Below are 20,955 nucleotides of genomic sequence, written 5' to 3'. Positions count from 1 at the left end.
CCCATGAGTAGAAACCTCTGCTCACCTTGATCAAGTGGTAAAGGACACTATGGAAGTATTTCACTACTATCCTTGGCTATTCCCCGTATTAGCTTTCATTTTTAGCCTTCTTATCGGTAGTTTTCTCAACGTGGTCATACATCGTTTACCGATTATGATGGAGCGAGAGTGGCAACAAGAGTGCTCGGAGTATTTCTCTCAATATAAAATTCCAGCACCAGAGGGGAAGTTTAACCTCAGCATTCCTCGCTCTACTTGCCCTAAGTGTAAAACCCAACTAAGAGTAATCGACAACATCCCGGTATTAAGCTGGTTATTCCTAAAGGGCAAGTGCCACAGTTGTGCTAACCCAATCAGTGCTCGCTACCCTTTGGTCGAACTGCTTACGGCGATACTTTGTACCGTAGTCGCTAGCCACTTTGGTTTCAGTTATTACGCGATTGCGCTGATATTTTTCACCTTTGCTTTGATTACCGCGACCTTTATCGATCTCGATACTATGTTATTGCCAGATCAAATCACCTTGCCTTTAGTTTGGTCTGGTATCGCTTTAGCACTGTTTAATATCAGCCCGGTATCGCTGCAAGATTCCGTCGTTGGAGCGATGGCTGGTTACCTAGCACTTTGGTCTGTTTACTGGCTGTTCAAGCTGCTCACTGGCAAAGAAGGGATGGGGTACGGTGATTTTAAATTGCTAGCGGCATTAGGGGCATGGCTTGGTTGGCAACATCTACCAATGATCATCCTTCTATCATCGCTAGTGGGCCTTGTGTTCGGATTGATTCAACTGCGACTGAAGCAACAAGGCATAGATAAAGCCTTTCCGTTTGGCCCCTACCTTGCGATTGCGGGATGGGTAAGCTTGATGTGGGGTAACGACATCATGGGTTGGTATTTCACTTCTGTACTAGGAATTTAACCATGGCAACGATCATAGGATTAAGTGGTGGTATCGCCAGTGGCAAAACCACCGTGGCTAACCTCTTCAACGAACATTTTAATATTGATATTGTCGATGCTGATATTGTGGCTCGTGAAGTCGTAGCACTGGGCAGCGAAGGTCTCAAACAGATTACTGCTCATTTTGGGGAGGCTATCTTACTTGAAGATGGCACGCTCAACCGAAGTAAACTGCGTGAGCTAATCTTCTCAGATCCCAAACAGAAGATGTGGCTCAATGACCTCCTTCATCCCATGATCCGCAATAAAATTGACAGTGACCTGTCTAAAGTGACCTCTCCTTATGCTTTATTAGTAGCACCTCTATTAATCGAAAACCATATGCAAGGCATGGCTGATCGCGTATTAATTGTTGATGTGCCAGTAGAAGTACAAATAGAGCGTACGATGAATCGTGATAACGTTTCTAGGGAACAAGTTGCGTCAATTTTAAAATCACAGACTTCAAGAGAACAACGCTTAGCAGTTGCAGATGATGTGATTAAAAACCATACTAAAAACCAAGAACTTTTGCCTCAAATCACAGATTTACATCAAAAGTATCTGGCAATCAGTACAGTAGATGGGTCAGAATAGAACAATGTTGAATGAAGGTTTGCTCGATGATCACCCACAAATTTGAACATCCTCTAAATGAGAAAACACGAATCTACTTAAGAGTTGAATCACTCTTGAGGCAGCTACACTTGTCTTCTACATTTTCCGATGCTCAACAGTATCAACTCTTTTTCCGTTCGATCTTTGATTTGATTGAAATCTTTGAACAGATCCAACTCAAAAGCGAGCTCGCAAAAGATATTGAGAAGCAGCGTGTAACCTACAAAAGCTGGTTAGATGTTGAAGGTGTCGATCAAGAAATGCTGACTTCACTGCTCAACGACATTAGCAATATCTATCGTGAATTGATGCAGGCAGAGCGTTTTGGCCAGTCACTTAAAGAAGACCGCTTCCTAAGTGCTATTCGTCAACGCTTTAACCTACCTGGTGGCTCATGTTGCTTTGATTTACCTGCGCTACATTATTGGTTACACCTCCCTCTCGATAAGAGAATGAGAGACGCCAAAACGTGGATGGATAGCCTACAGCCTTTGTATGAGGCGCTAACGCTATGGCTGAAACTAACCAGAGAAACAGGTCACTTTAAAGATCAAATTGCGCGTGCTGGTTTCTTCCAGAGCGATGCTGATGAAGCGAATATCCTACGTCTTTCTATTCCAATGCAATACGGCGCCTACCCGATGATCTCGGGGCACAAAAACCGTTTTGCCGTGAAATTTATGAGCTTTGAGACTGGACAAGCCTGCACTCAAGATATCGAATTTGAATTAGCAATCTGCACCTAATTAATTGTCTTTTATCGTTTGGCTTGAGTACTTATTCAGGCCCAAACTCATTGTTATTGTACCTCCAAATAAAGAATCACTATGTCGAAAAAAATCACCATCGTTAAATGCCCTCAATGTAATGCTGACGTTGAATGGGGTGAACAAAGCCCACATCGCCCGTTTTGCAGCAAGCAATGTCAGATGATTGATTTTGGAGAATGGGCAGACGAAGAGAACAGTATCGCTGGCGCACCGGATATGTCGGATAGCGATGGTTGGTCAGAAGATCCGTACTAAGCGAATAGCGAATAGCGAATAGCGAATAGCGAATAGAATTTGAAGGATTGGCGTTTAACGTCAGTCCTTTTTTTATTGTCTCTAACATGGCGCTAGTAGAGATTCCCTACTCCTTCGTCAGTCTAGGGAATGACGGTTAAATATGAGTTTAGGTTTTGTCCGTAACCCTCAAGAGCAAGAGATGAGCGAGCTGGGGATCTCCTACCTACGATACGCTAAGTAGCAGGCACAAAAAAGCGGAGCCAAATGGCTCCGCTTTTATCGATAGAATGCAAAAAGAATTACTTCTTAGTAAGCTTCTCTTTAATACGAGCTGACTTACCAGAACGCTCACGTAGGTAGTACAACTTGGCACGACGTACTGCACCACGGCGTTTAACTTCGATGCTATCAACCATTGGAGAGTGAGTTTGGAACGCACGCTCTACGCCTTCACCGTTCGAGATCTTACGAACTGTAAATGCAGAGTGTAGACCACGGTTACGAATAGCGATTACAACGCCTTCGAAAGCCTGTAGACGCTCACGGTCACCTTCTTTTACCTTAACCTGAACTACAACAGTGTCACCTGGTGCGAATTTAGGAAGGTCTGATTTTAGTTGCTCTTCTTCAAGAGCCTTGATGATGTTGCTCATTTGTATAAATTCCTAGAATAAACTGATACTAAATTTAATAGGTTACTGCTTGCTTTTCGTTAAGAGCGATGCTCTTTAATGAATTCAGCCAGTAATTGTTCCTGTTCGTCAGTCAGAGCTAGGTTTTCCAGGAGTTCTGGTCTTCTTAGCCAAGTTCGGCCCAGCGATTGTTTCAACCGCCAGCGACGAATATCCTTATGGTTTCCAGACTTGAGTACCGATGGCACATCTTTATCGTCTAGCACCTCAGGGCGCGTATAATGGGGACAATCTAGCAAACCATTTGCAAAAGAATCTTCTTCTGCTGAAGCGAAATCTCCAAGTACACCCGGAACAAACCGAGATACTGAATCAATCAACGTCATGGCTGGTAGCTCACCACCCGTCATCACAAAATCGCCAATCGACCATTCTTCGTCGACTTCAGATTGAATGATGCGCTCATCTACCCCTTCATAGCGACCACAAATAAGAAGTAAATTCTCGTTTGTTGCCAGCTCTTCAACACCTTTTTGGTCGAGTTTACGACCTTGAGGTGAAAGATAGATAACTTTCGTCTTCCCCGGTGCTGCTTGCTTGGCAGTTTTGATAGCGTCGCGCAAAGGCTGAACCATCATTAACATGCCAGGACCACCACCGTAAGGTCTGTCATCAACAGTGCGATGTTTATCATGAGTGAAATCACGAGGATTCCATGTCTCAATAGATAAAAGACCTTTCTTAACCGCTTGACCTGTTACTCCAAAATCAGTAACAGAACGGAACATTTCAGGAAACAGGCTAATTACGCCAACCCACATGTGTTCTCTCGCTCTGTAATTTGGAGTTAGAATCCAGGATCCCAGTCAACTTCGATCCGGCGAGCTTCGCGATCAACTTTCTTGATCACTTGCTCTTCAAGGTACGGTACTAACCGTTCCTTTTGGCCAAAAGCATCTTTAAGATTTGCTTTGATTACTAGAACATCGTTCGAGCCAGTTTCTAACAGGTCAGTGACCTCACCAAGGTTGTAGCCTTTAGTTGTAAAAACTTGCATACCAAACAATTCGCGCCAGTAGAATTCATCTTCTGACAATTCAGGTAACGAAGCAGGGTCAATAGCAATTTCAAAGTTAGTCATCAGTTGCGCGTCTTCACGAACATCTAATCCCGCTAGCTTACATACATAACCTTGGCCATGACGTTTCCAGCTCTCAACTTTGTACTCAACCCACTTACCCTTTAGGTTTAAATACCAAGGGCTGTAATCAAATATGCTTTCAGCATTGTCTGTGTAGGAGAACACTTTAAGCCAGCCACGAATACCATAGGTAGACCCAAGTTTACCCATGACAATTCTATTGTTTTGCTCGCTCATAGTTTCTTTACCCTTCATCGACATAAGCTATTTCTCTTTAAAAAAGAATTAAGCCGCTTTTTGAGCGTCTTTAACTAGCTTAGCTACACGATCAGATAGAGATGCGCCTTGACCAACCCAGTGGTTAACACGATCTAGGTCTAGACGTAGACCTTCTTCTTGACCTTGAGCAGTAGGGTTAAAGAAACCTACTTTCTCGATGAAACGGCCAGTTGCAGCGTTACGGCTATCCGCAACTACGATTTGATAAAATGGGCGCTTCTTTGCACCGTGACGTGCCAAACGAATGGTTACCATGTCGTCCTCTTTGCTTTCTTAATAAAATAATTAACCCCAAGTATAAGTAAATAGCTTGGGGTCTCGTGCCAAATTAAAGCCCCGGAATTTTACTCTTATTCCGGTGCAATGCAAGGGCTTTAGCTATTTTTTCACCAACATAGCTGCCGAACACTTTCTGTGACAGGGCTAACACTATGAAAAGTAACGTAGCTAAAGGTTACATTTGTAGATTATCGACCAAACGGGTTAAAACCACCACCCATTCCGCCCATACCTCCACCGCCGCCCATCATGCCTTGCATGTTGCGCATCATGCCTTTCATTCCACCTTTTTGCATTTTCTTCATCATCTTCTGCATTTGGGTGAACTGTTTAAGCATACGGTTTACATCTTGTACCTGAGTACCAGAACCAGCAGCAATACGCTTTTTGCGAGAGCCTTTGATTAGGTCAGGGCGTTGACGCTCTTTCATTGTCATAGAGTTGATGATCGCTTCCATCTGCTTGAACATCTTGTCATCAACTTTATCTTTAACGTTATCTGGTAGCTGAGACATACCTGGAAGCTTATCCATCATGCCCATCATGCCGCCCATATTTTGCATCTGACCAAGCTGTTCACGGAAGTCTTCTAGGTCAAAACCTTTCTTCTCTTTGAACTTCTTCGCCAGTTTCTCTGCTTTCTCGGTATCAACGTTCTTTTGTAGGTCTTCAATTAAAGACAGTACGTCGCCCATACCTAGGATACGAGAAGCAACACGATCTGGGTGGAACGGTTCTAGTGCATCAGTTTTTTCACCAACACCTAAGAATTTAATCGGTTTACCCGTGATATGACGAACAGACAGTGCAGCACCACCACGCGCATCACCATCAACTTTCGTCAAGATAACACCGGTTAGTGGTAGAGCATCACCAAAGGCTTTAGCCGTGTTCGCTGCATCTTGACCTGTCATAGCATCAACAACGAATAGAGTTTCTACTGGCTTAATTGCCGTATGAAGCTCTTTGATTTCGCCCATCATCTCTTCATCGATAGCTAAACGACCCGCCGTATCGACAAGCAGCACGTCGTAGAATTTTTTCTTCGCATGGTCGATTGCAGCGTTTGCAATATCAAGAGGCTTTTGATCCGCTGAAGACGGGAAGAAGTCTACGCCCACATCGCTTGCTAACGTTTCAAGTTGTTTTATCGCCGCAGGACGGTAAACGTCGGCAGACACAACCAATACTTTCTTCTTGTCACGCTCAGTCAGGAGCTTAGATAACTTACCTACCGATGTGGTTTTACCCGCACCTTGTAGACCCGCCATTAAGATGACTGCTGGCGGTTGCGCTGCTAGATTAAGAGCTTCGTTAGACTCACCCATCACCGCTTCAAGTTCAGCTTGAACGATCTTAATGAATTCTTGACCCGGTGTTAGAGATTTAGATACCTCAACACCCACAGCGCCTTCTTTTACGCGCTTAACAAAATCACGGACAACTGGCAATGCAACGTCGGCTTCAAGTAGCGCCATACGTACTTCACGCAGCGTCTCTTTAATATTGTCTTCGGTCAGACGACCTTTACCGCTGATGTTCTTCAGCGTTTTGGATAGACGATCCGTTAAATTATCAAACATAGTTTTCTCTTCGCTCAAAACTGCGACTATTACTGTGAGTATACATTAGCGCGGATTAGAGTCATACCCGTTGTAGAGCGTTAATCATCCGTGCTTGTGATGTGAGACATTATTCACTTGGAATTGAATGAGGTTCACCATAGCCCCAAAGAGCGATGCGAGGTATAATTCGCCAATTAGTAATCATTTAAATGGATACCATGGACAGTCTTATTGCGATCGCAGCAGCCTTTCTTTATATAATGGCGATTTCCACGATCATTCCAGGTCTCGTGCACCAAACAGGGATCCGTGTAAAAACGGTGCTTATCAGCGCATTACTTGCTCTAGTTTTTCATGCTTTGTTGCTTGGCGATTTGATTTTTAATGCCAGTGGCCAAAACCTAAGTATCTTGAACGTTGCTTCATTAATCAGTTTAATTATCTCTGTGGTAATGAGCGGTGCCATGCTCAAAACCCGTTTGTGGTTCATCTTGCCCGTTGTTTATAGCTTCGCTGCGTTGAATTTGATGGCGGCCACTTTTCTTCCAAGCACCTTCATCAAACATTTAGAGAACGATCCAAAACTGCTCGTACACATATCTTTGGCGTTGTTCTCGTACGCAACGCTTACCATCGGTGCGCTATACGCCCTACAGCTCGCTTGGCTCGATCACAAACTTAAAAAGAAGAAAGCCCTAGTGATAAACCCTAACTTACCTCCTTTAATGATGGTGGAAAGGCAGCTTTTCAAGATCATTTTGATTGGTAATGGTTTATTAACGGGTACTTTATTGACTGGCCTTATCTTCGTACAAGATATGTTTGCTCAAGGAAAAGCACACAAGGCTGTATTGTCTTTTATCGCTTGGGTTATCTACTCCATCCTTTTGTGGGGTCACTACCAGAAAGGTTGGCGTGGACAAAAAGTGACTTGGTTCGCCTTAGCAGGTGCCAGCATGCTGACATTAGCCTACTTCGGTAGTCGCTTCGTTCAAGAAATAATCCTGAACTAATCTGTAAAATAAAGGCAAGGTCTCGTGTACCTTGCCTTTAATATATTGAGTGCAAGACATTCAATTGACATCTCGGCCATGTTCGGTCATAAATTAATCAAGATACACAAATAGGAAAAGAATAGTTTTGGACGACATATCAACGGGTATCTTATTTGCGCTACTCGCGTGTCTCATTGTAATTTCTGGTTATTTTTCTGGTTCCGAAACGGGCATGATGTCCTTGAACCGCTACCGTTTAAAGCACTTGGCCAATACGGGTCATAAAGGTGCGAAGCGTGTAGAAAAACTTCTGAACCGCCCAGACAGATTGATTGGCCTCATTCTCATCGGTAACAATCTCGTCAATATTCTAGCATCAGCGATCGCGACTATTCTAGGTATGCGCATCTACGGGGATATCGGTGTGGCTATCGCTACAGGTGTCCTGACTCTCGTGATCCTTGTGTTTGCCGAAGTCACCCCAAAAACCATCGCCTCTCTGTTTCCTGAACGTGTCTCTTACGCCAGCAGTATTCTATTGATGATACTGATGAAGGTACTGTCACCACTGGTGATTTTAGTGAACTTCATTACTAACGGGTTCATTCGTATCTTAGGAGTCAAAGCCAGTCACGATGCAACCGACCACTTAAGCTCAGAAGAGCTGAGAACCGTGGTAAATGAAGCGGGAAGCTTAATACCTCAGCGTCACCAAGATATGTTGGTCTCTATTCTAGATTTAGAGCACGTCACCGTGAATGACATCATGGTGCCACGTAATGAGATCACCGGCATCGACATCAATGATGATTGGAAATCAATCGTCCGCCAACTGACTCACTCACCTCATGGCCGTATCGTGTTATACCGCGATCAAATAGATGAAGTGGTTGGCATGCTGAGACTGCGAGAAGCTTATCGTTTGATGCTTGAAAAAAACGAGTTCAATAAAGAGACGCTGTTACGTGCTGCAGATGAGATCTATTTTATCCCTGAAGCGACACCACTCAACATTCAACTACTGAAATTCCAACGCAATAAACAGCGTATCGGTTTAATTGTTGATGAGTATGGCGATATTAATGGATTGGTTACACTAGAAGATATTCTTGAAGAGATCGTTGGTGAGTTCACGACTTCAATTACACCTAGCTTGTCGGAAGAAATCACTCCGCAAAGTGATGGGAGCTTCTTGATTGAAGGTAGCGCTAACATCAGAGACATAAACAAAGGCTTACAGTGGGCTCTGCCTACCGACGGTCCAAGAACGCTTAATGGTTTGATATTAGAGCACCTCGAAGATATTCCTGAGAGCCACTTAAGTGTTCAAGTTGCGAGTCACCCAATGGAAATCGTAGAACTTGAAGAGAACCGTATCAAACTGGTTCGCGTGTTCCCGCAGGTCGTGAATGGGTAATGATTGAGTGACCACTATCGGTTGAGAGCAATTGCTTACTCTCACGCTTAGATAAAAATAGATTGATAAACAAAAGAAGGCCCGGTTCATCGAACCGGGCCTTTTAATATCTAGCTAATTTAAAATAAATCTAAATGATTAGTCGATTTTAAGCTCTTGTAGCATAGACTCTGGCAACGCCAGTTCGTCATTTTTGTTTACAGAGATACCAGCTGAGATGATCGCATTGGCAATCTCTTTCGCTTCATCCAAAGAATGCATTGCCGCAGTACCACATTGGTATTCGTTCAACTCAGGAATTTTATTTTGATTCTCAACTTTCAGCACATCTTGCATTGCTGCCAACCAGCCGTCCGCTACCTGTTGCTCTGTAGGTGTACCAATTAGGCTCATGTAGAAACCAGTACGACAACCCATCGGTGAAATGTCGATAATCTCTACATCTGAACCGTTCAGTTGATTACGCATGAATCCAGCATATAAGTGCTCAAGCGTGTGGATACCTTTCTCAGATAGGATATCTTTGTTTGGCGCAGTAAAACGCAGGTCAAACACAGTGATGGTATCCCCTTTCGGGGTTTGCATTGTTTTAGCAACACGAACGGCTGGTGCGTTCATGCGTGTGTGATCAACAGTGAAACTATCTAATAAAGGCATTGCTCTTCTCCATGACGGTTGGCTTTAGAAAAACCAACTTCGATTGTCTTCCAGTTCTTTGCGGCACTGTTTAAGTTGCCAGCCATAATCTTTTGCTTGTTGTTCTACTTTGCGAGCCACCTTAATCAAAGATGGTTTGCTGTTGTATGATTTACGCTTATAACCACCACGCCCTTCATGATAAGCCAGGTATTGGTTATAAGGATCCCACAAAGAAATTCCAAGCTGACGGCGCGTCTCGTTGGTGTACCAACCAATGAACATCAATGCATCATCGAAGTTGGTTCTTGAGCCACCGTTATTAGTCGCTTTTTGGAAATCTTCCCAAGCAGGATCTTGAGCTTGCGCATAACCGTAGGCACTACTTACACGCCCCCAAGGAATGAAGCCCAGAATATAATCTTTTGGTGGGCGCGCATCATGACGAAAGCTACTTTCTTGTTTCACAAAAGCCATCGCTACGTTGATTGGTGTGCCCCACTTTTCTTGCATATCCAAGGCATCTTCATACCACGATGGGTGTTCTCTGAAGATGCTACACAGATTATCTTGCTGTTTAGGCGGTGGCGTTGCACAGCCAACCAACAGGCTAGAGACAACACCAACAGTGATGACAGGTAACCATTTACCACTCGCATGAGTAGGCTGACCTAATAAGGCTTGCTTCCTTTCCACCAAAGTCTCGCTATGCTTTTAAATACGAAAAATAATCCGCTAAGAAGCTATCAAAGTCTTGAGTGCTAGCTTCTTCACTTTGTTGCTGAGCAATCATAGAGCGTTGAACTTCCGCTTCCATCAACTCAGCTGAATACACTTTGTACTGGTGCGCTTTATGTTGCTGAGCGTAAGTTTTTCCTAACGCACAACCTACATTACCCAAACCACCTAATTTTTTGGTTTCTTCAAGCAACTGACCTGAAATAGTCAGCTCTGGATTATCAATCCAAGTTTCAAGCGTATCGCAAGTTTCTTGGTAAGCACGGCCACCTTGCTCTGCATCCATCATTTCAGCAATAGAACGCAAATCTTTGAATACACGCTTAGCCCAGTCTTGTAATGATAGTCTCTCGCCGTCACAACCAATTTTCAGTTCTAAACCAACCTGACGACCTTCTAAGATTACCTTGTTCCAGTTATCTCGCCAGCATTCCAACTCACAATTATCCATCTCAGCAGAGTCTGTTAACACGCTCCACGTTAGGAACAGGTCAAGGAAACGAACCTGCTGCTCATTGATACCAACTGAACTGAATGGGTTTACATCTAAAGAACGAACTTCTATGTACTCAACACCACTGCGAGCCAATGCTTCAGACGGCTTCTCACCGTTTTTCGCTACGCGCTTAGGGCGAATTGGCGCATACAGCTCATTCTCAATTTGAAGAACGTTAGTATTAAGTTGACGATATTCACCATCAACCTTGGTACCAATCTCAGCAAACTCTTCTGATGGTGTACGAATCGCTTCATTCAAACCTTCGAGGTACTGACCTAGGCTGTTGAAACCAATTTTCAATACACTTTGAGCGCTGTTAGTGTAGCCAAGATCACTCAGGCGAAGTGCCGTTGCTTTTGGCAGGTATAGTGTCTCACCAATTTTTTCAAAAGGTAGGTTTGTTTCTCTTCCTTTAATGAAAGAAGGGCACAATGCCGGTGAAGCACCAAAGAAATATGGGATTAACCAACCAAAACGGTAGTAATTACGAATCAAACCAAAGTACGCATCTGACTTAGCTTCACAACGCGCTTCTTCTGTTTGCTCACCAAACAAGCTATCCCAGAAACTTTCAGGGAAAGAGAAGTTAAAATGAACACCTGAAATGATTTGCATCAGACTACCGTAGCGGCGCTTTAGGCCTTCACGATATAGCGTCTTCATTTTGCCGTTGTTAGAGGTGCCGTATTGCGCCAGCTGAATGTCATCTTCACTCCCTACGTAACAAGGCATTGAAAGCGGCCACATTTTCTCGCCATCTAACTTGGTTTGTGTGAAATGATGGATATCAGATAACTGATTCAAAAGAGTCGGAACGTCGTTAGAAACAGGCGTAATAAACTCCAGTAGCGACTCGGAAAAATCGGTCGTTACCCATCCGTTCATCAACGCAGATCCCAAAGCCTTTGGGTGCGGCCCAGTAGCAAGATGCCCATCTTCCGTGTAGCGTAACGTTTCCCTTTCAACACCACGACCAAATTGAGAGAAGGTCTTAGGGTTGGTTGCAACTTGCTTTAGTCGCGCAGCAAAATCAGTCAAAATTCAGTTCACTTATCTTATATCGTTCTGATTAGAACTATCATAAATTAGGTTGGAGGAGAAAAGTAGAGTCTATTCCCTCCCCCTTTAATGTGTACTCTAACGAATGATTTCAAGCTCTTCTATTGGAATATCTAACTTTTCTAATTGAGGACGAAGCGAAGTCGCATCGCCAACAACAATTATTTGATAATCATTCGGGTCAAACCATTTCTTCGATAGCTCGTTTAACGTCTCTTTTGAGACGGTTTCAACTATCTGATTACGTTGTTGTAGGTAATCTTCATCTAGGCTCAATGCGACAATATTACTCAACAAACCAGCCTTTTGACTTGGTGTTTCGTATTTAAGCGCATCTTGTTGACCGACCGCAAGGCGCATAAATTTCACCTCTTCGTCAGTTAATCCACTCTGACTAAACTCATTCAGTTCATTAATAAACTCTTGAATCGATGGAACCGTCGCATTGGCTCTCACTTGAGCACTAAATACTACGGCACCGGTTTCTCGAGTACTCGCGAAGTAACCGCTTGCACCGTAAGTGTACGCCTTGTCTTCACGTAAGTTTTGGTTAATGCGGCTATTGAAGTTACCGGCCAAGTTAAAGTTGGCTAGCTGGCTCAAATACAACTCACCAGTCGCGTCGAAAGGTAAACCTTTACGCACTAAACGAACGATGCTCTGTGGTGCTCCTGGCTTATCCACTAAGTACAAACGTTGCCCTGAAAGCTCTTTGATGATCTGAGGACGCGTTAGTGGTGCCGCATCGCCTTGCCATTGTTCGAAGAATTGAAGCTGCTTGCTGGCCTCTTTCTTCGAGATGTCGCCTACAATAACAATATTAGCCCCCTCAGGAGTATAGTGCTGACTGTAAAACAGTTTTACATCGTCTAAGGTTAACGATTCTAAAGAGGCCTTAGTACCATCACTAGCTCGACCAAAGATGCTGTTGCCAAACAAAACTTCACGTGTGGCTTGAGAAGCCATCCAGCTTGGTTGTTGATGCTGATAAACCACCCCTTCTAACATCTGTTTCTTAACGCGTTCGAAATCTTGCTCATCAAACTTAGGCTTAAATAGAACCTCTTCTGCTATTGCTAAGGTTTGAGGCAAATTTTTCTCTAACGTTGAGATAGAAATATCCGTGGTATAGCTGCCCGCGTTTATGCTAACGCTACTGCCCAATTTATCTAAGGTTGCTTGTAACTCTTCAACCGTTCGTTGAGTCGAGCCTTCTTCCATCATCGCTGCGGTTAGGTTTGCTAGGCCTTCTTGACCTTGACGAACATAACGCTCACCAGCAGGAAGCTGAATTTGTAGCTGTACTGTCGGTGTTTCATTGGTCTCGGTACCAATCAAGTCAGTACCGTTTGCAAAGTGCATGCGATAAAGATCAGGCATAGTTGCTTCAACACCAAAGTTCACTTCAGGCATCACACTGCGATCAAAAGTATTCGGTGCTTTTCTGATATCAAGCTGATCTTCCGTTACCTTGCTGTATTCAGGCAGAGTACGATCGGGGGTAGTGAAAGTGGCTTCACGAACCGCTAAATCGAGCTGTTTTTTCGGAACGACACTCAACGTCACCTTATGCTTACCCTCGATAAAATCTTGATAAGCTTTGCTAACACTTTCAGGCGTAACCGCTCGAATTTGATCTAACTGCGATTCAATACGATCCGGTTGGCCATAGAAAGTTTGATTAGAAGCGAGTTGTGACACCTTGCCTTTGACACTTTGCAGCGCAAAAACCGCATCCGCTTCAGCCATACCAGTAATTTGGTCTAAACGCTCTTGTTCAACACCCTCTTTAGAAAATTGTTCTAAGGTATCCATCAATTCTTTATTAAGAACCGTCAAATCACCTTTTTTACCCGAGTTGCCCATCGCATAAACATACATAGTACAAGCGAGTTCAGCACAATCATGGAAAGATCCTGCGCTTACTGCTTTTTGTGTTTTTACTAGGTTTTGATACAGGTAACTGTTGGTACCAGAACCCAATACGTTAGACAAAGCATTTATTGACGCTTGTGTTTCTTCACCGCGATAAGTCGTCGGCCAGCCGACAAGCACCATCGGCTGACGAATATTATCTTCTAGGGTGATGTATTTATCTTCTTTTAGTATCGCTGGTTGCTTCTCTGCAGCCTTAACTTCCGGGCCTCTAGGGATAGGACCAAAATACTTGTTAATCCACTCTAGCGTGTCATCAACATCGATATCACCACCAATCGTCAATACTGCATTATTTGGACCATACCAACGTAAGAAGAAAGCCTTAAGATCATTCACATCAACGCGGTCTAGATCTTCAACATAACCAATTGGTTGCCACGAATATGGGTGGCCTTCAGGGTAAAGAGCTTCACCCATTCGTTCCCACATTAAACCGTAAGGGCGGTTTTCATAACTCTGAGCTCGTTCGTTTTTAACCGTGCCTCTTTGAACCTCAAATTTCTTTTGAGAAACCGCGTCCAATAGGAAACCCATTCGGTCTGATTCTAACCACAACATTTTCTCAAGTTGGTTAGAAGGAACCGTTTCAAAGTAATTGGTACGATCGCGGTTAGTAGTGCCGTTTAGCGAACCACCCGCTTCGGTAATAATCTTAAAGTGTTGCTGGTCACCGACGTTCTCAGAGCCTTGGAACATCATGTGTTCAAAGAAGTGTGCAAAGCCCGACTTCCCAATCTGTTCACGAGCAGAACCGACGTGATAAGTCACATCGACATGCACCAATGGATCAGAATCATCAGGGGAAAGAATAACAGTTAGACCATTCTCAAGTTGATACTTAGTATAAGGGATCACAACTTTATCTTTGGAAGGTTTAACTTCTTCTAATAAAGTGACGCCTTCCGGTAATGAAGAAAAGAAGGGTGTTGAGCTAGGTACATTGTAAGAACAGCCTACGATGGCGATAAGAGAAAATGTACCAAGTAAAACCTTTTTCATAGGTTCTCCTTAGAAAAAACCGAAGTAAATAGCAGCTAGTAAGCTATAGCGAGCGGCCTTGCCAATTGCTATCAAGATAACGCTAGGGATGAATTTCATTCTTAGCCAACCCGCAGCAAGACACAACGGATCACCAATGATCGGTAACCAACTAAACAACAGAGTCCAATAACCATAGCGGCTCAGCCAAGCCATAGCCTTATGACCATGTTTTTCAGATTCAGTTCGGTTAGGCAACCACAAACCAATCCAATAATTGGTCAAGCCGCCTAAGGTATTGCCAAGTGTCGCCAAAAGGATAATCGATGATGTTGAGAACTGATCTAAGCTCAAGGCAGCCACAAGGCTTGCTTCTGAACCGCCGGGTAACAATGTGGCACTCAAAAAGCCACTGATGAAGAGTACCCATAGCGCTGAATCTGAAAACCACAACGCTATATTTTCAAAAAGAGAATTGAAAAACTCTAGCACTGCATATCAACCTTCTTGCATTTTAAGTAGTACCTTGCCTCTGGTGTGTCCGGTTTCAACCTGTAGGTGAGCCGACTGCGCTTCGTCTAACGGGTAAATACCTTGAATTTCTGTTTTGAGCAATCCAACGCTAACCATGTAAAGCATGGTATCCATTTGCTCTGGGTTTGGCTCAACCAGCATACCTGATGCAGTAAAGCCTAATAATGTTGCTTTTTCGCAAATCAATTCAGCAGATAAAGTTGGGACTGTCACAACTCTTGCACCATCTTTTAAGCACTTCAGTGCATCAAGAGCGGTGTCTCCACCGACAAGATCGATCAAAACATCAACATCAGAGACTCGTTCAGATGCCGGAGCAAATTTATAGTTGATCGCATGAGCCCCTAATGTCGCTAGGTAATCAAGGTTGGATTCACTACAAGTTGTGTAGACTTCAGCTTTTGCCGCCACAGCGATTTGAACCGCTAGGTGACCAACGCCGCCTGCCCCCGCCAGAATGAGTACGCGATCGCCCTCTTTCACTTCAGCTTTGTTTAGTGCTTGTGCTGCTGTTTGGCTAGCGAGTGGCAGTGCAGCTGCCGCTTCTAGCGTAACTGAATCAGGTACCATGCTTAAGGCTGCTTCTGGAACACACACATACTGGCTGTAGCCGCCACCTTGCAGTGGGAAACCAATAAAGCCAGCTACATTATCGCCAATAGCAAAGCGCTCAGTCTGATCGCCTACCGTGACGATTTGCCCTGAAATGTCGTAACCAGGAACCCAAGGAAGGTTCTCTTTGTTCTGCGCCGCGGCCCAACCGAGGCCTGCACGAGTTTTAACATCAATCGGATTAATGCCCGAAAAAGAAACTTTAACCACCACTTCTCCAGCTTTAGGCTCAGGAATAGCACGGGTTTGAATACTAAGGTTTTCGACGCCGCCGAATTGAGTAATCGCTATCTGTTTATTTTCCATTTCCACATTTCCTTGATTGATAAAGCCCTAGTGAGCAAACACCCTAATTGATAAAAAGAAAGGGATGCGAAAGCATCCCTTTGACTATAAACCATTTAATAAGGCTAAGTTAACCGCTCATTCGTAAATTGACGACCAATTAACGTAACGATACATGACCCAGTATTTTATTAGCCTACTAGCGCTAATAAAATACCCGCAGCAACCGCACTACCAAGTACACCAGCCACGTTAGGTCCCATTGCATGCATTAACAAGAAGTTCTGAGGGTTTGCCTCAAGTCCAACCTTGTTCACAACACGAGCCGCCATCGGAACGGCTGATACACCAGCTGCACCAATAAGTGGGTTAATGTCTTCTTTCGAGAAGCGGTTAAGCACCTTCGCCATCAAGACACCACCGGCCGTACCAATACTGAACGCCACGGCACCTAAACCGAGAATACCAAGCGTCTCTAAGTTCAAGAACGTATCTGCTTGAAGCTTAGAACCAACGCCTAGACCTAGGAAAATAGTCACGATGTTAATCAGTTCATTTTGGGCTGTTTTTGAAAGACGATCCACTACACCAGCTTCACGCATTAAGTTACCCAAACAGAACATACCTACGAGAGGTGTTGCTGAAGGTAGGAACAAAATCGTCATCAATAGTACAGCCAGCGGGAAAAGAATTTTCTCTGCTTTGCTAACATGACGAAGTTGAGCCATCTTAATCTTACGTTCTTCCGGTGACGTTAACGCTTTCATAATTGGAGGCTGAATAATAGGAACCAAAGCCATGTAGCTATATGCCGCTACGGCGATTGCGCCTAATAGATCAGGAGATAACTTACTCGCCAAGAAGATCGCAGTTGGGCCGTCGGCACCACCAATGATCGCAATTGACGAAGCATCTGCCATCGAGAACTCCATTCCAGGAACATAATTCAGCAAGATTGCACCAAATAATGTTGCAAAGATACCAAACTGAGCAGCAGCGCCTAGCCACAATGTTTTAGGGTTCGCAATTAACGCACCGAAGTCCGTCATAGCACCAACACCCATAAAGATTAGTAGTGGAAAAATACCCGTCTCAATACCTACGTAGTAGACGTAGTAAAGCAAACCACCAGGCTCAGTAAATCCAGCATTTGGAATGTTTGCTAATACTGCACCAAAACCAATCGGTAACAACAATAAAGGTTCAAACCCTTTTCGAATAGCCAAAAACAACAATAAGCAACCAACCAGCATCATACAGATTTGGCCGAACTCAAAGTTAGCAATTCCTGTTTCAGACCATAAGGTCATCAATCCTTCCATGGTACTCCCTTACGCCAAGCTTAGTAGTGGAGCGCCTACAGTAACTGCATCGCCTTCTTTAACATTCAATTCTTGAACGATACCACCACGAGCAGCACGAACTTCCGTTTCCATCTTCATCGCTTCCAAGATAAGCAGAACATCGCCTTCAGCAACCTCCGCACCCGGTTGAACGATAACTTTAAAGATGTTGCCCGCCAATGGCGCAGGTACGGATTCCGCATCAGACGCTGCCACTGGTGCCGTTTGAGTCGCTTGAGCCGGTTTTGCCGATGGTGTTACTGATGTAAGTTCACCTTGTGGGCCAACTTCAACATCATAAACTTGACCATCAACCTTCACACTATAGCTTTCAATACCACCAGAAGCTTGTACAGGAGCTGCTGCAACTGGAGACGCTGTTTCTAGTGTTGGCGCAGGCTCAAATGCTTCAGGGTTATGACGATTCTTAAGGAACTTAAGACCTACTTGTGGGAACAGTGCGTAAGTAAGAACATCATCAACCGTGTCTTCAGCTAATGAAATACCGTCTGATTTTGCTTTTTCTAAAAGCTCTGTCGTTAGCGTATCCATCTCTGATTTAAGTAAATCAGCAGGGCGACAAGTGATTGGCTCAGCACCATCGAGAACTTTAGCTTGCAGTTCAGTATCAACTTCAGCAGGAGCTTGACCGTATTCACCTTTCAGTAGACCAGCCGTCTCTTTAGTGATGCTCTTATAGCGTTCACCCGTTAGCACATTGATAACCGCTTGAGTACCGACAATCTGAGAAGTTGGTGTTACCAAAGGAATGTACCCAAGCTCTTTGCGTACGCGTGGTATCTCTTCCAGTACCTCATCCATACGATCGGCCGCGCCTTGCTCTTTCAGCTGGCCTTCCATATTGGTTAGCATGCCACCAGGAACTTGAGCAATTAAAATACGAGAATCCACACCTTTTAACTGACCTTCCCATTTTGCGTACTTTTTACGTACATCACGGAAATAAGATGCAATAGGCTCAATCTGATCAAGTTTAAGGTTAGTATCGCGCTCAGTACCCTCTAACATCGCCACAACAGTTTCAGTTGGCGTGTGACCGTAGGTACAGCTCATTGAAGAAATAGCGGTGTCTAGAATATCGATTCCCGCTTCAACGGCTTTAACCGCGGTTGCTGTCGATAGACCTGTTGTTGCGTGGCTATGTAGCGCTAGAGGCACGCCACACGACGCTTTGATACGAGTAATCAGCTCTTCAGCTTCATACGGCTTCAATAAGCCTGACATATCTTTAATACATAGAGAGTGACACCCTAAATCCTCTAAGCGTTTAGCCAAATCAACCCAAGTATCTGAGTTGTGAACCGGACTGGTTGTATAAGACAAAGTACCTTGAGCGTGACCACCAACGTCGATCGTTGCTTTCACTGCTGTTTCAAAGTTACGTACATCATTCATCGCATCAAAGATACGGAAAACATCCATACCATTCTGGTGTGCACGTTCAACAAACTTTTCGACTACATCATCCGCGTAGTGACGGTAACCCAGCAGGTTTTGACCACGCAGTAGCATCTGCATTGGTGTGTTTGGCATCGCTTTTTTCAGTTCACGCAAGCGCTCCCATGGATCCTCTCCAAGAAAACGGATACACGAATCAAACGTCGCTCCGCCCCAAGTCTCTAATGACCAGTAACCGACTTTATCCAGTTCTGCCGCAATTGGCAGCATATCTTCGATACGCATACGAGTAGCAAATAGTGACTGGTGCGCGTCACGAAGTACCACATCTGTGATAGCTAGTGGTTTAGACATGCTCATAAACTCCTTTTTAATCCTTTAAATGCTACTTAGCAGTAGACGCACGGTATTGATGAACCGCGGCCGAAATTGCTGCCACAACTTGTGGACTAACAGCTGAAGGGTTTGATTGTGATTTTTTGATTTTTTTAGGTGCTGCGATCGGTTCAGGTACTTCTTCTGGTACCAGTTTTGACATCAACCGAACGAGGTAAACTAGAATAGTTAGGAAAATAAAGACAACGGACATACCCGTTATCATTAGAGTTGCCGCATCTCCTAGCAGGCTTCCAATATTAGTCATGTTGCTTCCTTTCTTCGTCATCCTGACATGTGCGCAGGATTTCAGCGAATAGTTATCCCGACCCATGGATTATCTCGATTGCTAAAAGTTTGTCAATTTTGTTTAAGGTTCTGTTACGGATAACGCACACATCAGGTTAATTATTCGCCTATCAGATCACATAAATCTGTTAAATACGTCATTTTTAGATATTTAAACTGTGACTTAAACGGGGCTCTTCTGAGAAATGATATGAGAAAGGTAGAATAAGAAGGAAGCACTCAAGAACTACTTAAAATACAATAAGTTAAATAATCATTAAATTTAACATTACAGCAACAATTTTATGACAAGTATAAAAAAAGCCTCGCATAAACGAGGCTTTTTTTAATAATGTGGCGCGCTCTGGAGGATTCGAACCTCCGACCGCCTGGTTCGTAGCCAGGTACTCTATCCAGCTGAGCTAAGAGCGCACGGTTTTAATATCAATTTATTGTTAGTAACAACATATCAATATAAGGATTTCATTCTCATAAGAAAGAAGCCCTAAAGAGTGGCGCGTCCTGGAGGATTCGAACCTCCGACCGCCTGGTTCGTAGCCAGGTACTCTATCCAGCTGAGCTAAGGACGCGCAGTTTTCGATATCGGTATTTCCAATATCAGGAGTTCACAAGGAAACCCTAAAGAGTGGCGCGTCCTGGAGGATTCGAACCTCCGACCGCCTGGTTCGTAGCCAGGTACTCTATCCAGCTGAGCTAAGGACGCGCAGTTTTCGATATCGGTATTCCCAATATCAGGGGTTCAGAAAAGAAACCCTAAATAGTGGCGCGCTCTGGAGGATTCGAACCTCCGACCGCCTGGTTCGTAGCCAGGTACTCTATCCAGCTGAGCTAAGAGCGCACGGTTTTAGTATCAATTCGCTGTAAACAACTATTCAATACAAGGGTTTCTATTCTTAGTAAGAAAGAAGCCCTAAAGAGTGGCGCGTCCTGGAGGATTCGAACCTCCGACCGCCTGGTTCGTAGCCAGGTACTCTATCCAGCTGAGCTAAGGACGCGCAGTTTTCGATATCGGTATTCCCAATATCAGGGGTTCATAAAAGAAACCCTAAATAGTGGCGCGCTCTGGAGGATTCGAACCTCCGACCGCCTGGTTCGTAGCCAGGTACTCTATCCAGCTGAGCTAAGAGCGCACGGTTTTAGTATCAACTTGTTGTAATCAACAATTCAATACAAGGATTTTCATTCTCGTAAGAAAGAAGCCCTTAAATAGTGGCGCGTCCTGGAGGATTCGAACCTCCGACCGCCTGGTTCGTAGCCAGGTACTCTATCCAGCTGAGCTAAGGACGCACGGTGTTCATTCACTTAGAATGAAGTTGTGAAATATATCACATTCTTCTTGCTACGAAGAAAAAAAAAGG

20 protein-coding genes and 7 tRNA genes are annotated in these 20,955 nt (G+C 44.2%); 6 read left to right on the top strand and 21 right to left on the bottom strand.

The features are described 5' to 3' along the window. The first annotated feature begins 49 nt into the window (after positions 1–49). From SJY39_RS04190 to yacG, 4 genes are all read left to right on the top strand, one after another. The gene (locus SJY39_RS04190; RefSeq protein WP_016793488.1) at positions 50–919 is read left to right on the top strand and encodes an A24 family peptidase; all 870 of its coding nucleotides are present in this window, start codon (positions 50–52) and stop codon (positions 917–919) included. 2 nt (positions 920–921) lie between these two features. Then, complete coding sequence (coaE, locus tag SJY39_RS04185) at positions 922–1,536, top strand: dephospho-CoA kinase (RefSeq protein WP_016793489.1); 615 nt, start codon at positions 922–924, stop codon at positions 1,534–1,536. Positions 1,537–1,562: 26 nt separating this feature from the next. Next, a complete protein-coding gene (gene zapD, locus SJY39_RS04180; protein WP_010435917.1) occupies positions 1,563–2,303 on the top strand; it encodes a cell division protein ZapD in 741 nt (246 codons plus the stop codon). 81 nt (positions 2,304–2,384) lie between these two features. After that, complete coding sequence (yacG, locus tag SJY39_RS04175) at positions 2,385–2,582, top strand: DNA gyrase inhibitor YacG (RefSeq protein WP_010435916.1); 198 nt, start codon at positions 2,385–2,387, stop codon at positions 2,580–2,582. Positions 2,583–2,863: 281 nt separating this feature from the next. On the opposite strand, the gene rplS is transcribed toward yacG, so the two are convergent. The 5 genes from rplS to ffh all read right to left on the bottom strand — a co-directional run bounded on the left by rplS (position 2,864) and on the right by ffh (position 6,478). Beyond that, positions 2,864–3,217, bottom strand: coding sequence for a 50S ribosomal protein L19 (rplS, locus tag SJY39_RS04170; RefSeq protein WP_004735514.1), 354 nt, complete (start codon positions 3,215–3,217; stop codon positions 2,864–2,866). Positions 3,218–3,276: 59 nt separating this feature from the next. Beyond that, a complete protein-coding gene (gene trmD / locus SJY39_RS04165) occupies positions 3,277–4,017 on the bottom strand; it encodes a tRNA (guanosine(37)-N1)-methyltransferase TrmD (RefSeq protein WP_010435912.1) in 741 nt (246 codons plus the stop codon). A gap of 26 nt (positions 4,018–4,043) precedes the next feature. Continuing rightward, positions 4,044–4,598 carry a ribosome maturation factor RimM gene (gene rimM / locus SJY39_RS04160; RefSeq protein WP_016768202.1) on the bottom strand — a complete coding sequence of 185 codons (555 nt, stop codon included), beginning with the start codon at positions 4,596–4,598 and terminating at the stop codon, positions 4,044–4,046. Positions 4,599–4,622: 24 nt separating this feature from the next. Continuing rightward, positions 4,623–4,871, bottom strand: a complete 249-nt coding sequence (gene rpsP, locus SJY39_RS04155) for a 30S ribosomal protein S16 (protein ID WP_004410028.1) — start codon at positions 4,869–4,871, stop codon at positions 4,623–4,625. Positions 4,872–5,083: 212 nt separating this feature from the next. Then, a complete protein-coding gene (gene ffh, locus SJY39_RS04150) occupies positions 5,084–6,478 on the bottom strand; it encodes a signal recognition particle protein (RefSeq protein WP_010435884.1) in 1,395 nt (464 codons plus the stop codon). A 200-nt stretch (positions 6,479–6,678) separates the two neighbouring features. Between ffh and SJY39_RS04145 the strand changes: the two genes are divergently transcribed. Continuing rightward, complete coding sequence (locus tag SJY39_RS04145) at positions 6,679–7,473, top strand: inner membrane protein YpjD (RefSeq protein WP_010435882.1); 795 nt, start codon at positions 6,679–6,681, stop codon at positions 7,471–7,473. Positions 7,474–7,600: 127 nt separating this feature from the next. Continuing rightward, complete coding sequence (locus SJY39_RS04140; protein WP_010435880.1) at positions 7,601–8,872, top strand: HlyC/CorC family transporter; 1,272 nt, start codon at positions 7,601–7,603, stop codon at positions 8,870–8,872. 138 nt (positions 8,873–9,010) lie between these two features. Here SJY39_RS04140 and luxS read toward each other — a convergent pair whose 3' ends face one another. The 16 genes from luxS to SJY39_RS04060 all read right to left on the bottom strand — a co-directional run bounded on the left by luxS (position 9,011) and on the right by SJY39_RS04060 (position 20,884). Continuing rightward, positions 9,011–9,529 (bottom strand): S-ribosylhomocysteine lyase, encoded by a 519-nt coding sequence (gene luxS, locus SJY39_RS04135; RefSeq protein ID WP_010435876.1) that lies wholly within the window; start codon positions 9,527–9,529, stop codon positions 9,011–9,013. A gap of 24 nt (positions 9,530–9,553) precedes the next feature. Next, positions 9,554–10,204 (bottom strand): hypothetical protein, encoded by a 651-nt coding sequence (locus tag SJY39_RS04130; RefSeq protein WP_010435873.1) that lies wholly within the window; start codon positions 10,202–10,204, stop codon positions 9,554–9,556. A 10-nt stretch (positions 10,205–10,214) separates the two neighbouring features. Beyond that, positions 10,215–11,783, bottom strand: coding sequence for a glutamate--cysteine ligase (gshA, locus tag SJY39_RS04125; protein ID WP_010435871.1), 1,569 nt, complete (start codon positions 11,781–11,783; stop codon positions 10,215–10,217). 99 nt (positions 11,784–11,882) lie between these two features. Next, complete coding sequence (locus tag SJY39_RS04120; RefSeq protein ID WP_016768200.1) at positions 11,883–14,741, bottom strand: pitrilysin family protein; 2,859 nt, start codon at positions 14,739–14,741, stop codon at positions 11,883–11,885. Positions 14,742–14,750: 9 nt separating this feature from the next. After that, a complete protein-coding gene (locus SJY39_RS04115) occupies positions 14,751–15,212 on the bottom strand; it encodes a YqaA family protein (RefSeq protein ID WP_010435850.1) in 462 nt (153 codons plus the stop codon). Between the two features lie 6 nt (positions 15,213–15,218). Beyond that, on the bottom strand, positions 15,219–16,172 hold the full coding sequence (locus tag SJY39_RS04110; RefSeq protein WP_016785576.1) for an NADP-dependent oxidoreductase: 954 nt from the start codon (positions 16,170–16,172) through the stop codon (positions 15,219–15,221). A gap of 170 nt (positions 16,173–16,342) precedes the next feature. Continuing rightward, positions 16,343–17,473, bottom strand: coding sequence for a sodium ion-translocating decarboxylase subunit beta (locus SJY39_RS04105; RefSeq protein WP_010435846.1), 1,131 nt, complete (start codon positions 17,471–17,473; stop codon positions 16,343–16,345). Positions 17,474–17,482: 9 nt separating this feature from the next. Next, positions 17,483–19,267 carry a sodium-extruding oxaloacetate decarboxylase subunit alpha gene (gene oadA, locus SJY39_RS04100; protein ID WP_016793490.1) on the bottom strand — a complete coding sequence of 595 codons (1,785 nt, stop codon included), beginning with the start codon at positions 19,265–19,267 and terminating at the stop codon, positions 17,483–17,485. A 31-nt stretch (positions 19,268–19,298) separates the two neighbouring features. Then, positions 19,299–19,556 (bottom strand): oxaloacetate decarboxylase subunit gamma, encoded by a 258-nt coding sequence (locus SJY39_RS04095; RefSeq protein WP_010435831.1) that lies wholly within the window; start codon positions 19,554–19,556, stop codon positions 19,299–19,301. 375 nt (positions 19,557–19,931) lie between these two features. Further along, positions 19,932–20,008 (bottom strand) — tRNA-Arg (locus SJY39_RS04090). A gap of 81 nt (positions 20,009–20,089) precedes the next feature. Continuing rightward, a tRNA-Arg gene (locus SJY39_RS04085) sits at positions 20,090–20,166 on the bottom strand. A gap of 57 nt (positions 20,167–20,223) precedes the next feature. After that, positions 20,224–20,300, bottom strand: a tRNA-Arg gene (locus SJY39_RS04080). 58 nt (positions 20,301–20,358) lie between these two features. After that, positions 20,359–20,435 (bottom strand) — tRNA-Arg (locus SJY39_RS04075). Positions 20,436–20,515: 80 nt separating this feature from the next. Then, a tRNA-Arg gene (locus tag SJY39_RS04070) sits at positions 20,516–20,592 on the bottom strand. A gap of 58 nt (positions 20,593–20,650) precedes the next feature. Beyond that, a tRNA-Arg gene (locus tag SJY39_RS04065) sits at positions 20,651–20,727 on the bottom strand. An 80-nt stretch (positions 20,728–20,807) separates the two neighbouring features. Beyond that, positions 20,808–20,884 (bottom strand) — tRNA-Arg (locus SJY39_RS04060). Between the last annotated feature and the right edge of the window lie 71 nt (positions 20,885–20,955).

This window comes from Vibrio sp. R78045 (assembly GCF_042466085.1).
GTDB lineage: Bacteria > Pseudomonadota > Gammaproteobacteria > Enterobacterales > Vibrionaceae > Vibrio > Vibrio cyclitrophicus.
This window is presented reverse-complemented; position numbering and strand designations above follow the sequence as displayed.